This window comes from Pseudomonas frigoris, from assembly GCF_047758635.1.
Classification (GTDB): domain Bacteria; phylum Pseudomonadota; class Gammaproteobacteria; order Pseudomonadales; family Pseudomonadaceae; genus Aquipseudomonas; species Aquipseudomonas frigoris.
Genome location: NZ_CP180479.1, coordinates 756,306 through 769,739 on the forward strand (window position 1 = coordinate 756,306; position 13,434 = coordinate 769,739).

General features: G+C 60.2%; 12 protein-coding genes and 1 riboswitch. Of the genes, 6 read left to right on the top strand and 6 right to left on the bottom strand.

The features are described from left to right. Window positions 1-104: 104 nt before the first annotated feature. From ACMXYH_RS03455 to ACMXYH_RS03470, 4 genes are all read right to left on the bottom strand, one after another. Window positions 105-1,073, bottom strand: a complete 969-nt coding sequence (locus ACMXYH_RS03455; RefSeq protein ID WP_415766312.1) for a metal ABC transporter ATPase — start codon at window positions 1,071-1,073, stop codon at window positions 105-107. Between the two features lie 32 nt (window positions 1,074-1,105). Further along, entirely contained in the window at window positions 1,106-1,918 is an 813-nt protein-coding gene (locus ACMXYH_RS03460; RefSeq protein WP_129439046.1) for an aldo/keto reductase, read from the bottom strand. Next, a complete protein-coding gene (locus tag ACMXYH_RS03465) occupies window positions 1,915-3,090 on the bottom strand; it encodes an NAD(P)/FAD-dependent oxidoreductase (protein ID WP_415766313.1) in 1,176 nt (391 codons plus the stop codon). The genes ACMXYH_RS03460 and ACMXYH_RS03465 overlap by 4 nt, the downstream gene beginning before the upstream one ends. Window positions 3,091-3,292: 202 nt before the next feature. Continuing rightward, window positions 3,293-3,625 carry a DMT family transporter gene (locus tag ACMXYH_RS03470; protein ID WP_008027887.1) on the bottom strand — a complete coding sequence of 111 codons (333 nt, stop codon included), beginning with the start codon at window positions 3,623-3,625 and terminating at the stop codon, window positions 3,293-3,295. Window positions 3,626-3,728: 103 nt separating this feature from the next. On the opposite strand from ACMXYH_RS03470, the gene ACMXYH_RS03475 reads away from it, so the two are divergent. Beyond that, window positions 3,729-4,631 (top strand): LysR family transcriptional regulator, encoded by a 903-nt coding sequence (locus tag ACMXYH_RS03475; RefSeq protein ID WP_134419779.1) that lies wholly within the window; start codon window positions 3,729-3,731, stop codon window positions 4,629-4,631. A gap of 11 nt (window positions 4,632-4,642) precedes the next feature. Then, window positions 4,643-5,920 carry a lipid IV(A) 3-deoxy-D-manno-octulosonic acid transferase gene (gene waaA / locus ACMXYH_RS03480; RefSeq protein ID WP_415766314.1) on the top strand — a complete coding sequence of 426 codons (1,278 nt, stop codon included), beginning with the start codon at window positions 4,643-4,645 and terminating at the stop codon, window positions 5,918-5,920. Between the two features lie 118 nt (window positions 5,921-6,038). Here the strand turns inward: waaA and ACMXYH_RS03485 are convergent, their stop codons facing one another. Next, a complete protein-coding gene (locus ACMXYH_RS03485) occupies window positions 6,039-7,472 on the bottom strand; it encodes a TolC family outer membrane protein (RefSeq protein ID WP_129439038.1) in 1,434 nt (477 codons plus the stop codon). 192 nt (window positions 7,473-7,664) lie between these two features. Beyond that, a riboswitch (TPP riboswitch) is annotated at window positions 7,665-7,770 on the top strand. A gap of 163 nt (window positions 7,771-7,933) precedes the next feature. On the opposite strand from ACMXYH_RS03485, the gene thiC reads away from it, so the two are divergent. Continuing rightward, window positions 7,934-9,823 carry a phosphomethylpyrimidine synthase ThiC gene (gene thiC / locus ACMXYH_RS03490; RefSeq protein WP_415766315.1) on the top strand — a complete coding sequence of 630 codons (1,890 nt, stop codon included), beginning with the start codon at window positions 7,934-7,936 and terminating at the stop codon, window positions 9,821-9,823. A 160-nt stretch (window positions 9,824-9,983) separates the two neighbouring features. Then, window positions 9,984-11,276 (top strand): putative hydroxymethylpyrimidine transporter CytX, encoded by a 1,293-nt coding sequence (gene cytX / locus ACMXYH_RS03495; protein ID WP_129439036.1) that lies wholly within the window; start codon window positions 9,984-9,986, stop codon window positions 11,274-11,276. On the opposite strand, the gene ACMXYH_RS03500 is transcribed toward cytX, so the two are convergent. After that, window positions 11,245-11,991: an RsiV family protein gene (locus tag ACMXYH_RS03500; protein ID WP_415766316.1), complete on the bottom strand. Its 747-nt coding sequence runs from the start codon at window positions 11,989-11,991 to the stop codon at window positions 11,245-11,247. The genes cytX and ACMXYH_RS03500 overlap by 32 nt on opposite strands. A 228-nt stretch (window positions 11,992-12,219) precedes the next feature. Between ACMXYH_RS03500 and ACMXYH_RS03505 the strand changes: the two genes are divergently transcribed. Continuing rightward, window positions 12,220-12,837: an NUDIX domain-containing protein gene (locus tag ACMXYH_RS03505; protein WP_415766317.1), complete on the top strand. Its 618-nt coding sequence runs from the start codon at window positions 12,220-12,222 to the stop codon at window positions 12,835-12,837. Then, window positions 12,828-13,280: a DUF1249 domain-containing protein gene (locus ACMXYH_RS03510; RefSeq protein ID WP_008153350.1), complete on the top strand. Its 453-nt coding sequence runs from the start codon at window positions 12,828-12,830 to the stop codon at window positions 13,278-13,280. Before ACMXYH_RS03505 ends, ACMXYH_RS03510 begins: the two co-directional genes overlap by 10 nt. Window positions 13,281-13,434: the final 154 nt, after the last annotated feature.

Genomic DNA, 13,434 nt, shown 5'->3' on the forward strand with positions numbered 1-13,434 from the left:
TGCGATCTTTTTTTGATTCTCTGCTATCGAAACGTCAAAAGATCGCAGCCTTCGGCAGCTCCTACGCGCCCGCTGGGAGCTGCCGGAGGCTGCGATCTTTTGCTTTAAGAGCTGACTTTCTTGCGCGGTACGATTCTCTTCAGCAATTGCTTCGCCTTTCCACGCAACCGCGCCAAACCTGAATCCTTCCCCGGCGGGCTCAAGCCCTGCTGCCGCACCCAATCCTTCCAGCGAATCCGCTCATCCCTCACCAGCCAGCCTTCCTGCTGGGCAAAACTCTCTGCCAGGTACAACCCGCGAGTACTCGCCGGGTACAGCTGATCCTTTTTCAAGGTATAGAGCTCGGCCATCGGTTGGCCGTCCTGCAGCGGCATCAAATACAAATCAGGACGTTTCCGATCGAGCCGGGCCACCAGTTGATCGCCTTCCAGTCGTTCGTCGACATGGAACAGGCTCAGGGATTTGGCCTCCTTGGGCACGTCCAGGCGCAGGTCATAGATCAATTGCAGCGAGGCCGTCGGCAAATGCACGTAAGCCCGCGGGCGTTCGATCAGCTGCATCTTGGCGCAACGCACCGGCCGCGCCGAGCCGGACAGCGGCGTCAGGCGAAACGGCAGGGCTTCGCGATAATGCAGCGCGGATGAGTAGGGCGCCGGCAGCCAGGTGTCGTTGAAACGTCCGCCGAGCCAGCCTTCCGGGGTTTCCAGCAGGCACTCTTCGGCAATTTCCTGAATCGCGGTGTGCAGCGGCAGGTTCAGCTCATGGGCGGGCACGTAACCGGAGATCAGTTTGAGCACCACGTCGCCGCGGTCTTGCCGACGTTGACGCACCAACACCCAGTAATCGCGATTCTGCCAATGCAGGGTCAGGCGCACCGAGACCCCGAGGTTGGCCAGCTCAAGCGAAAACCGCTGTGTGTCGGGTACCGTCACCGGGCGGCGACGTTGCAGCGTCTGGGAGAAATTGAGCGGCATCCCGACGCTTTGATAACTCAGGCCTTCGGGAGTCGCTTCGACGAATAACGGCAGGGTCTTGAAGTTGCTCGGGTTCTTTCTTATGAGCGTACGCGGCATGTCGGCTCCTGCTTAAGGCCGCATGGGCGGCATCAGTTTCTACGTAGGACCTGGGCAACGGTCGCGACGTTGTGGGCGAGGTGCAGCGGATTAATGGTCCCGACAATAGCACTGGCAACACCCGGATGTTCAAACAACAACTCGAAGCTGGCGCGAACAGGGTCCACACCCGGACTTAGGCAAACATGACCGCTGGCGAGGGCTTTTTTGACCAGAATGGCTTTACCGTGAGCAGCAGCATAGTCAATGACCGGCTTCTCGTTCTGCTCGTTCAGATTGTAGGTGACCATCGCGCAATCACCTTGTTCCAGAGCCTTCAAACCACCTTCGACGGTTTTGCCGGAAAAACCGAAGCCGCGAATCTTGCCTTCAGTCTTCAACGCCGCGAGGGTCGCATAGACTTCGCTGTCGTTGAGGATCGCCAGGTCGTTGCCGTCGGAGTGCACCAGCACCAGATCGATGAAGTCCGTTTCCAGCCGTTGCAGACTACGTTCCACCGACAGCCGGGTATGAGCGGCGCTGAAGTCGTGACGGGACTGGCCGTCGGCAAACTCTTCGCCGACCTTGCTGACGATCACCCAATCCTGACGCTGACCCCGCAGCAATGGACCGAGGCGTTCTTCGCTGCGGCCGTAGGCCGGGGCAGTGTCGATCAGGTTGATGCCCATGTCGCGCGCGAGTTTGAGCAGCATGCGCGCTTCGTCGTCATCGGGAATCTGAAAACCGTTGGGATATTTCACGCCTTGGTCGCGGCCGAGTTTTACCGTGCCCAGGCCCAGTGGCGAAACCAGCAGGCCGGTGCTGCCCAGCGGGCGATGCAGATCGTGCAAAGTGGGTTGGCTCATGGCAGCAGTTGCTCCCAGGCAGGGATGCCCATCGGCGGTTTTGGCAGGTCGGGCAGCGGGGCAGAATTGCTTGGCTGGATGCCGTCGCGCTGCAAGGACGCGATGACGCGATCAGCAAAGTCCGGAGCCAGCGCCAGTTTGGTTGGCCAACCGACCAGCAGCCGGCCTTCTTCGGCAAGGAATGCATTGTCAGGACGGGTCAGTCCCGATTGCAATGGCTCGGCGCGATCCACTCGAAGAGTGGCCCATTGCGCTGTGCTCAGGTCGATCCATGGCAGCAGCTGGCCGAGTTCTTTCTGCGCCGTGGCGATTTGCTCGGAGGGGTTGCGGGCAACACCTTCGGCTTCGGCGATATCACCGCCCAGATACCAGACCCATTGACCATCGGCGGCCGGATGGGTCGTCACGGTAATGCGCGGCTTGGTGCCGCCGCCCAGGCAGTGGGCGTACAGCGGTTTGAGACCCGGACCTTTGGCGATGATCATGTGCAGTGGCCGGCGTTGCATGGCGGGCTGACTCAGCCCCAGCGCTTCGAGCAGCGCTGTCGTACCGGCACCGGCGCTCAAGACTATGCGCTGGGCGCGGATTTCGCGCTTGTCGACTTTGAGGCCGACCAAAGCGCCACCTTCCAGCAACGGTTCGATTTTTTGGCCGGCGAGCAAACCATCACCCGACAGATCGGCCAGGCGCTGGATCAGGCTCGGCACGTCGATCACCAGTTCCGCCAGGCGATAGACCTTGCCCTTGAAGCGCTTGTCTTGCAGGGCGGGCGGCAGTTGCTCGCCCTTGACCTGATCGACACGGCCGCGCACCGCTTTGCTAGCGAAGAAACTGGTGAGGTTGCCAGCGAGCGTGCCGGGGGACCAGAGGTAATGGGCTTCGGACAGCAGGCGCACGCCGGTCAGGTCCAGTTCTCCGTCACCGGCCAGGGCTTCGCGCCAGCGGCGAGGCATGTCGGCGATGGCTTCCGAGGCACCGGTCAGGGCGCCATGCAATGCGTACTTGGCGCCGCCATGGATGATGCCTTGGGACTTCACGCTTTGCCCGCCACCGAGGCTGGCGCTTTCCACCAGCACGGTCGAAAAACCCTGGCGGCGCAGGCGCGCATTCAGCCAGAGGCCGGCGACACCAGCGCCGACAATCAGAACGTCGGTGGAAATAACGGATGGCATGCAGCGACCTCAGTGTTCAAGACGAGGGCGCAGTATACAGACTCGACGGAGAGGGGATTTGTTGGTGAACAATCGGCTGGATGCAAAAAAACTGTGGGAGCGGGCTTGCTCGCGAAGAGGCCGTATCAGTCGGCATCAGCGTTGCCTGACACACCGCTTTCGCGAGCAAGCCCGCTCCCACAGTGGGATTGTGTTTCGGGTGTTAGTGGCCGGCGGTTTTGGAGAACAGCTGAATGACGACAACGCCGAGCACAATCAACGCCATCCCCAGCATTGCCGGCACATCCAGTTTCTGCCCGTAGATAAACAGCGCCGCGACGCTGACCATCACGATTCCCATACCGGCCCACACCGCGTAAGCCACGCCCACCGGAACGCTGCGCACCACCAGCGTGAGCATCCAGAAGGCAATGCCGTAGCCGACAATCACCAGAATCAGCGGCAGTGGCGTGCTGAAACCTTTGACCGCTTTCATCGAAACGGTGGCGATCACTTCGGCGCAGATGGCAATGGCCAGGTAGTAGTAAGCGGTCATAGGTGCATCCTCGTGTGAAGTGTTGCTTTCTGAGGTCGGCATTTTAGAGATTCTCCAGATGCGGTAAAGTCATTACCTATCTGTTCAGGAGATGGGTTGAACCATGAACACGCAATGGAATCTGGAGCAGCTACGGCTGTTTGTCAGCGTAGCGGAGCAGCGTTCGTTTTCTGCGGTAGCGCGGGATCAGCGCAAGGCGCAGTCGGCGGTCAGCAGTTCGATTGCGCTGCTGGAAGAGGACTTGGGCGTCAGCCTGTTCGACCGTAGCAGCGGCCGCCAGCCGAAACTCACCGAGGCCGGTAACGCATTGCTGGATGAGGCGCGGGAAGTGCTGCGCCAATGCGAACGCCTTAACGGTCGGGCGCTGGCCATGATGCGCGGCCAGGAGGCCCGTTTGCGTGTCGCCCAGGATGAGGCGATGCCCTATCAGCCGATCATCGAAAGCTTCGAGGCCCTGGCTCAACAATTTCCCAGTCTTGAAGTGCAGCTGACCAGCGCCGCCCAAGGGGATGTCGCGCGCAAACTGGTGGAGCGTCGGGCCGATCTGGGGTTGTTGTTTTATCACGACCAGATTCCCGAAGCGCTCGAGCGGCGGGTGTTGGGCAGCGTCGAAATGGTCACGGTGTGCGGCGTCGGCCACCCACTGGCGCAACAGGCTCAGGTCGATTGTCAGCAACTGGCGCAGCATCGTCAGTTGCTGATGTCCACACAGTCCAGCGTCTATCCCGGAAGCGAGCCCGCCAGCCCGCAAGTCTGGCGGGCCGACAGTTTTTACGTGATGGCTGAATGGCTGGTGCGCGGACTCGGTTGGGCCTGGCTGCCGCGCCACGTGGTGCAGTACCCGGCGTATCAGGATCTGATGGTCGAACTGGTCAGCGAATGGACCCCGCCAGCGCTGGTGGTGGAGCTGGTCTGGCGCCGCGATGAACCTCTGGGTCCGGCAGCTCGTTGGTTGGCCGAACGTTTTGCCGTGCACTTGCAGACGATCGGTGAAAAAAGCCGATAAACTCCGCCGCCATGAATAGAACTCTCTACACCGCGCTGTTTTACCTGGGGCTGCCATTGGTAGCGATTCGGCTTTGGCTGCGGGCGCGCAAGGCGCCAGCGTACGCCAAACGCGTTGGCGAACGTTTCTCCGTCGGGTTACCGGCGATGAAAACGGGCGGCATCTGGGTGCACGCGGTGTCGGTGGGCGAAAGCATTGCCGCGGCGCCGATGATTCGCGCCTTGCTGCAACGTTATCCACAGTTGCCCATTACCGTGACCTGCATGACCCCGACCGGTTCGGAGCGCATTCAGGCGCTGTTCGCCAATGAGCCGCGCATCCAGCACTGCTATTTGCCTTACGACTTGCCTTGCGCAGCGAAGCGATTCCTTGATCGGGTCCAGCCGAAACTGGCGGTGATCATGGAGACCGAACTCTGGCCGAACCATATCCATCAGTGCGCCAAGCGCGGGATTCCCGTGGCCCTGGCGAACGCTCGACTGTCCGAACGTTCTGCCAAGGGCTATGGCCGCTTCGGCAAACTGACCCAGCCGATGCTCGCCGAGATGAGCCTGTTCGCGGTGCAGACCGAAGCCGAGGCGCAGCGCTTCCGCGATTTGGGTGCGCGTTCGCAAACCGTGGAAGTGACCGGCTCAATCAAGTTTGATCTGACCATCGACCCGGCACTGCTTCAGCGTGCCGCCGAGTTGCGTGCGCAATGGCAGGCGCAGGAGCGCCCGGTGTGGATCGCGGCCAGTACGCATGAAGGCGAAGACGAGGTGGTGCTGGCGGCTCATCGTCAATTGCTGGCCAATCATCCCGATGCGTTGCTGATTCTGGTGCCGCGCCATCCAGAGCGTTTCAACCCGGTGTTCGAGTTGTGTCGGCAGCAGGGTTTCGCCACGGTCCGTCGTTCCACTGGCGAACCCGTCACCGCCGGTACGTCGGTGCTGCTGGGGGACACCATGGGTGAGTTGCTGTTTCTGTATGCCTTGGCCGACAGCGCTTTTGTTGGCGGCAGTCTGGTGCCGAACGGCGGGCACAATCTGCTGGAGCCGGCGGCGCTGGCCAAACCGGTGTTGAGCGGACCGCACCTGTTTAACTTCCTCGAAATCGCCGCGCAACTGCGCAGTGCCGGGACGTTGCAGGAAGTGGAGGATGCCGAAGGTCTGGCGCTGGCGGTGCAGCGGCTGTTCGAGTTGCCACGGGATGCGCAGCGGATGGCGGAGGCGGGGTTGAAGGTGATGCGCACCAATCAGGGCGCGTTGCAGCGGTTGCTGGATGGGTTGGGGCGGTTGATCGACCGCTAGACCGCATCGCTTGAGAGTAAAAAGATCGCAGCCTCGTTTCACTCGACAGCTCCTACACGGGATTCGTATTCATCCTGTAGGAGCTGTCGAGTGAAACGAGGCTGCGATCTTTCGCTTTTTACGGTCTGGCTTTGAGCTGTTCCGCCGCAGCCTTGGCCAGATCCGGCGGCAGGAAGTCTTTATCCGGGTTGTAGTCGGCCTTGAGGTAACGCGCCAGGTCCTGCAAATCCCCCGGGTTCAAGGTACCCGCGGCCTGTTTCAAACGCAGGTTGTCGAGGATGTAGTCGTAGCGAGTGTTGTTGTAGTTGCGCACCGAGGTGTACAGCTGACGCTGCGCATCCAGTACGTCGACGATGTTTCGTGTGCCCACCTGATAACCGATTTCGGTCGCTTCCACGGCGCTTTGGTTGGAGATGATCGACTGCTTGCGCGCCTGCACCTGCTCGACGTCGGTGTTCACCGCGCGATGCAGATTGCGGGTGCTTTCCACCACTTGCCGGCGCAAGGATTCACGTTGCTGTTCGGACTGATCCAGCTGTGCATACGATTGGCGCACCTGGGAGTTGATCAGCCCGCCGCTATAGATCGGGATGTTCAGCTGCAGGCCCACGGTCGTTTGCTCGACGTTGCCACTGTATGGCTGGCCGAAGGCGTTCGGGTTGCTGAAGCCCAAGGCATCGTTGTCACCCTTCTCGTATTTCGCCACGGCATCCACGGTGGGCGCGTGGCCGGCCTTGCGCTGCTTGAGGGTTTCTTCGGCGGCGCTGACGGCGTAGTTGCTCGCGAGCAGATTGAGGTTCTGTTTGGCTGCCGTATCGACCCAGGCCTTGGCGTCATTCGGTGCTGGCGGCAGGATCGGCAAGGTATGGGAAATGCCCCAGATCGAGTTGTACTGACGGTTGGTCAGGGTGATCAGGGCTTCGAACGCATCATCTACCTGGCGCTGCGCGACGATTCGGTTGGCTCGTGCAGTGTCGTAGCTGGCTTGCGATTGCAGCACATCAGTTTTGTCCGAGAGTCCGACGTCGAAGCGTTCGTTGGACTGATCGAGCTGGCGTTTGAACGCGGCTTCTTCGGCCTTGGTTGACGCCAGGTTGTCCTGGGTTCGCAAGACATCGAAGTAGCTGACGGCAGTTTGCAGGATCAGGTTTTGCTGGGTTGCCGAGAGCTGCAACGCAGCCTGTTCGTTAACGTCTTTGGCGGCCTGGAACTGGAACCAGCGATCAGCACGGAACAGCGGTTGAGCCAGGGTCGCTTGATAGGAATGAGCGTTACGGTTGGCAGTCGCCGATGGCTGATCGATCGCGGTGCGCACGGCGGCTAGTTCAGCGCCGCCCGAGAGATTGGGCAGCAGCCCGGCGCGGGCCTGGGGCACGACTTCTTTCTGGGCGCCATATTGAGCGATGGCGGCAGCAAGGTCGGCGTTATTGTCCACCGCTTCCTGGTAGACGCTGACCAGATCGTTCTTGGTCGATAAGGGCGCTTCTGCTGCCCAGGCCATTCCGTTAGACGCACAAGACACGGCAAGGGCCAGTGAGAGTTTGCGCAGCATGAGGCCATCCCTAAAAAATTACGCTGATAATTTGAGCGCCAAGGCTACGGCGCGGCTCATACAGCGTCAAGGTGCGGTATGGCGTAGCGAGTGTAGTTGCGCCTACGTGCGGCAACAATCCTGTAATTACGCCATTCATCATGGTGTTTACCGCGGTGTTGGCGTTCTTTGCCAGTTGTGTCTAGACTGGCCGGGTTCTTGTCGGGGTGCCTTGCTGTGAGGCTGAGATCGAATAATTTCGGATCCCGTTGAACCTGATCAGGTTAGCGCCTGCGTAGGGAACAAGATTTCTCGTCACCCGGCGAGTCCTCTTGTGCTTCGTCCGGGATGTTGTTCGACAATCGAACACCCCTCGAGCACTGAGCACAGCACTGCTGGTTTTCCCAGCGCCCGTGCGTCCATTCGATTACAGGTTCGCTCCGACAAAAATCCACTGCCTGGATGTGTTTGGAGAGCCCGTGATGACCATAAAACTAAAAAACACTACGAACCTGAGTGATTCGGCCCAAGTCGATCAGCAATCGGTTCAGCCGTTTACCCGCTCGCAAAAAATCTATGTTCAGGGCTCTCGCCCGGACATCCTCGTGCCGATGCGCGAAATCAGCCTTGATGTGACCCCGACCGATTTCGGCGGTGAGATCAACGCGCCTGTCGTTGTGTATGACACCTCGGGCCCGTACACCAACCCCAACGTCATCATCGACGTGCGCAAAGGCCTGGCCGATGTGCGATCGCCGTGGATCGAATCCCGTGGCGATACCGAGCGCCTGCCGGGTCTGAGTTCCAACTTCGGCCAGGAACGCCTCGCCGATGCGGAGCTGACCAAGCTGCGTTTCGCTCACGTGAACAACCCGCGCCGGGCCAAGGCCGGTGCCAACGTCAGCCAGATGCACTACGCCCGCAAAGGCATAATTACCGCCGAGATGGAATACGTCGCCATCCGCGAAAACATGAAGCTTGAAGTGGCTCGCGCCGCCGGCCTGCTGGACCAGCAACACGCCGGTCACAGCTTCGGCGCCAGCGTGCCGAAAATCATCACCCCCGAATTCGTCCGTGAAGAGATCGCCCGAGGTCGCGCGATCATTCCGGCCAACATCAACCACACCGAACTGGAACCGATGATCATCGGCCGTAACTTCCTGGTGAAGATCAACGGCAACATCGGCAACAGCGCCTTGGGTTCGTCCATCGAAGAAGAAGTGGCGAAACTGACCTGGGGCATTCGCTGGGGTTCGGACACGGTCATGGACCTGTCCACCGGCAAACACATTCACGAAACCCGCGAGTGGATCATCCGTAACTCGCCGGTGCCGATCGGTACGGTGCCGATTTATCAGGCCCTGGAAAAAGTCGGCGGTGCTGCGGAAGACCTGACCTGGGAGCTGTTCCGCGACACGCTGATCGAACAGGCCGAGCAGGGTGTCGATTACTTCACCATCCACGCCGGCGTGCTGTTGCGCTACGTGCCGCTGACCGCCAAACGCGTGACGGGTATCGTTTCCCGTGGCGGTTCGATCATGGCCAAGTGGTGCCTGGCGCACCACAAAGAGAACTTCCTCTACACCCATTTCGAAGACATCTGCGAAATCATGAAGGCCTACGACGTCAGCTTCTCGCTGGGCGATGGCCTGCGTCCGGGCTCGATTGCCGACGCCAACGACGCTGCACAATTCGGTGAGCTGGAAACCCTCGGCGAGCTGACCAAGATCGCCTGGAAGCACGACGTGCAATGCATGATCGAAGGTCCGGGCCACGTGCCGATGCAGTTGATCAAAGAGAACATGGACAAGCAGCTGGAATGCTGCGACGAGGCGCCGTTCTACACCCTCGGCCCGCTGACCACTGACATCGCGCCAGGCTACGACCACATCACCTCGGGTATCGGTGCGGCGATGATCGGCTGGTTCGGTTGCGCCATGCTCTGCTACGTGACGCCGAAGGAACACTTGGGCCTGCCGAACAAGGATGACGTGAAGACCGGGATCATCACCTACAAGATCGCCGCGCATGCCGCCGATCTGGCAAAAGGGCACCCGGGCGCACAGATCCGCGACAATGCCTTGAGCAAGGCGCGTTTCGAATTCCGTTGGGAAGACCAGTTCAACCTGGGCCTTGATCCGGATACGGCTCGTTCGTATCACGATGAGACCCTGCCGAAGGATTCGGCCAAGGTCGCGCACTTCTGCTCCATGTGCGGGCCGAAATTCTGTTCGATGAAGATCACTCAGGAAGTTCGCGAATACGCGGCCAACCAGCGCATCGAAACCGTCGACGCCGAAGTCGCCCAGGGATTGGCGGACCAGGCCGAGCGGTTCAAACAGGAAGGCAGTCAGCTGTACAAGAAGGTTTGATCTGACCTGTGATTGACGGCGTCTGTGCTGCCGTCTTCGCGAGCAAGCCCGCTCCCACATTTGGAATGCATTCCTCCTGTGGGAGCGGGCTTGCTCGCGAAGACGGCAGACCAGGCACCGAGTATCTCAATGACACACTTATCCCTCTGAGATAACACCCTTGAGCATTCAACCCAGCACGTATTCCCCTGATATCGCGGTGCCCAAAGACAAACGTGTCTTCGGCGGCCGCGATCTGTTTTCCCTGTGGTTCTCCCTCGGCATCGGCCTGATGGTCCTGCAGACCGGCGCTTTGCTCGCACCAGGTCTGGGCCTGTCCGGTTCGTTGCTGGCGATCTTTCTCGGCACGCTGGTCGGCGTTCTGCTGCTGGCCGCGGTCGGCGTGATCGGCAGCGACACCGGCCTGTCATCGATGACCGCGCTCAAACTCAGCCTCGGTGCAAAAGGTGCGAGCCTGCCGGCGGTGCTGAACCTGCTGCAACTGATCGGTTGGGGCTCGTTTGAAATCATCGTCATGCGCGACGCTGCCAGCCTGCTCGGCGCGCGTGCCTTCAGCGAAGGCAGTCTGCTGTCGAATCCGCTGCTGTGGACCGTGTTCTTTGGTGGTTTGGCGACTTTGCTGGCCGTCAGTGGTCCGCTGACATTTGTGCGGCAGATCCTGCGCAAATGGGGCATCTGGCTGTTGCTGGCCGCGTGCATCTGGCTGACCTGGAACCTGTTCGCCAAGGCTGATCTGGCGGCGTTGTGGGCGCAGGCCGGTGACGGTTCGATGTCGTTCGCCGTGGGCTTCGACATTGCCATCGCCATGCCGCTGTCCTGGCTGCCACTGATTGCCGACTACTCGCGTTTCGGCAAGCGTGCGAAAAACGTGTTTGGCGGTACGGCGCTGGGCTTCTTTATCGGTAACTTCTGGCTGATGAGCCTCGGCGTGGCCTACACCCTGGCGTTCGCGCCGAGCGGTGAAGTGAATGCCTTGCTGTTGGCATTGGCCGGTGCCGGTTTGGGGATTCCGCTGCTGCTGATCCTGCTGGATGAGTCGGAAAACGCCTTTGCCGATATTCACTCGGCGGCGGTGTCCAGCGGAATTCTGTTGCGCTTGAAAGTCGAGCATCTGGCCTTGGCCATCGGCGTGATCTGCACACTGATCGCGTGTCTGGCGCCATTGGCCCAGTACCAAAACTTCCTGCTGTTGATCGGTTCGGTGTTTGCGCCGCTGTTCGGCGTGGTGCTGGTGGATCACTTCATCCTGCGCAAACGCGGTGCTCGCGTGGCGTCAGCCGCATTGCGCTGGCCGGCGCTGCTCGCCTGGTTGGGCGGGGTGAGCACCTATCATTTGCTGGCTAATCTGTATCCGGACATCGGCGCAACCCTGCCGTCACTGATTCTGGCAGGGCTGCTGCAACTCGTGCTGGGTCGGGCCTTCAGTTACGGCCAGGAAACAGCTCGGGTTTGATAATGCCGTTCAGGCGAGGGTAAGGGATCTTCAGTTCGACGTGACCCAGCGCGTAAGGCGCGATGGTGCTCACTTCGTACTTGAGGATCACCCCGCCGTACGTCAGCGCCACGTTCTGGGTTTTGACGAAGGGCCAGCTCTTCACGAACTCTGGCTCCTGGTCGAGCTTGGTGCTGATCAGCCAACTGTTGTGCGCCACCTGCGCGGCTTTCCAGAACGCCTCTTCCTGCCCCGGCACCAACATGTCCGACAGCGTCAGCACTTTGTGTTGCTGGCGCGAATAGTTGATGAAGCTGCGGCCCGGTGTGCCATGGGCGCCGCCGGTGTCCAGGTAGCTGGAAAATTCAACGATCACCAAGCCGTCATGCTGCTCACGTACCTTGGCTTGCAGGTAACTGCTGTTACGCGGGCCGGCACTGCTCAAAAATTGCTCGCGATACGCTGCCAGCGTCGGCGCCACCGGGGCGTCGGGCGAAGTGCGGGTCATTTGCAGCAGGCGTTTTTCGACGATGCCGTCCAACTGCGGTTCGGCCGGGAAGCGCAGCGTATCGATGTTCACCAGCGGGCAGTCAGGTGTTGTGCAACCCGGTTTCAGCTGTTCGGAAGCATCGCGGGTGGTTTCCAGCGGCGTCCGGTAGTTGGGTTGGAACAAACTCTGGCAGGCGCCCAGGGTCAGGGCGATTGCGGCCACGGAGGCGATTTTAAAAAGCGACATGGGCGTCCTTCATAAAACAGGGAAAGGCAAAAAGTTATCCGCTTCGACTCTCAACGAAGCAGTCAGTTCGCCACTAAGCTAATTAGAGTTGGTTTCGCCCTCACCGTCTATCCCGCTGACTGGAAAGGGGCTGCATCAAAGGTCACGGGCGCGTTAGGATGGCGCGAAGTCGAGGTTGCAAGTAACAAAAAGGAGCCTCGTAACGGATTTGCAGTAAAGAGGATTGTCATGACTGATTTTGCCAACGCCATTCCGACAGCCGTTGATATCGTCCGGCGCGAAAAGTGCTACGAGGGTTTCTACAAGCTCGATCGTGTGCACTTGCGTCACGAATTGTTTGCCGGTGGCATGAGTCGCGAGATCAATCGTGAAGTGTTTGTTCGCCACGATGCGGTGTGCGTACTGCCTTACGATCCGCTGCGCGATGAAGTGGTGTTGATCGAGCAGTTCCGTGTCGGCGCCATGGGCAAGACTGACAATCCATGGCTGATCGAACTGGTCGCCGGTCTGATCGACAAGGAAGAAGTGCCGGAAGAAGTTGCTCACCGCGAAGGGCAGGAGGAAGCTGGGCTTGTGTTCGGGGCGCTCTGGCCGATGACCAAATACTTTCCATCGCCGGGCGGCAGCAATGAATTCGTGCATTTGTACCTGGGGCGTTGCGACAGCGCCGGCGTCGGCGGCCTGCATGGGCTGGAGGAAGAAGCAGAAGATATCCGCGTCACGGTCTGGGCGTTCGAAGATGCCCTGCAGGCCGTACGCGACGGACGAATTGCCAACGCGGCCAGCATCATTGCCTTGCAATGGCTAGCTTTGAACCGCGCTGAAGTGAGGGGGTTATGGTCGTAAACAAACTGCGCGATCGCTATCGGGTCGACCTTGTGGGGCTGCAAGCCTCCTGCGAGGCCAACTACGCGCGCCTGATGCGACTGCTACCGGATATGCGCAACGAGCCTGAGGCTCGGCGCATTGCCGTGACCCACGGCGACCAGATGCTCGGCGTGCTGGCCCTCGAAGTGCTGCAGGTCTGTCCGTACACCACAACCCTGCAAGTGCGCCAGGAACATAGCCTGCCGTGGCTGCCGGTGCCGCAACTGGAAGTTCAGGTCTATCACGACGCGTGCATGGCCGAAGTCGTCAGCGCCGAACATGCGCGACGCTTTCGCGGCATCTATCCTTACCCGAACGCCTCAATGCATCAGCCGGACGAAAAGGCCCAGCTGAATATGTTTCTGGGCGAATGGCTGAGCCATTGCCTGGCCTGCGGGCACGAGTACGCCGTTGTGCGTTGAGCGCCCTATCTCCCAAATATGCTCATTTTTGGCGGTGTTCATTGTCGCCATGCTGCGTTGCCGCTCCTCCCCATAGCTAGCTATGAGTCGTCGCGGCGCCTTGCCTGACGACAATGACCACTCGCCAAAAAAAGAGCATATTTGGGAGATAGGG

Coding starts and splice junctions, on each gene's coding strand:
- thiC (WP_415766315.1), top strand. CDS start 7,934: ATGACCATAAAACTAAAAAACACTACGAACCTGAGTGATTCGGCCCAA.
- ACMXYH_RS03510 (WP_008153350.1), top strand. CDS start 12,828: ATGGTCGTAAACAAACTGCGCGATCGCTATCGGGTCGACCTTGTGGGG.
- ACMXYH_RS03455 (WP_415766312.1), bottom strand. CDS start 1,073: ATGCCGCGTACGCTCATAAGAAAGAACCCGAGCAACTTCAAGACCCTG.
- waaA (WP_415766314.1), top strand. CDS start 4,643: ATGAATAGAACTCTCTACACCGCGCTGTTTTACCTGGGGCTGCCATTG.
- ACMXYH_RS03500 (WP_415766316.1), bottom strand. CDS start 11,991: ATGTCGCTTTTTAAAATCGCCTCCGTGGCCGCAATCGCCCTGACCCTG.
- ACMXYH_RS03505 (WP_415766317.1), top strand. CDS start 12,220: ATGACTGATTTTGCCAACGCCATTCCGACAGCCGTTGATATCGTCCGG.
- ACMXYH_RS03470 (WP_008027887.1), bottom strand. CDS start 3,625: ATGACCGCTTACTACTACCTGGCCATTGCCATCTGCGCCGAAGTGATC.
- ACMXYH_RS03475 (WP_134419779.1), top strand. CDS start 3,729: ATGAACACGCAATGGAATCTGGAGCAGCTACGGCTGTTTGTCAGCGTA.
- ACMXYH_RS03460 (WP_129439046.1), bottom strand. CDS start 1,918: ATGAGCCAACCCACTTTGCACGATCTGCATCGCCCGCTGGGCAGCACC.
- ACMXYH_RS03485 (WP_129439038.1), bottom strand. CDS start 7,472: ATGCTGCGCAAACTCTCACTGGCCCTTGCCGTGTCTTGTGCGTCTAAC.
- ACMXYH_RS03465 (WP_415766313.1), bottom strand. CDS start 3,090: ATGCCATCCGTTATTTCCACCGACGTTCTGATTGTCGGCGCTGGTGTC.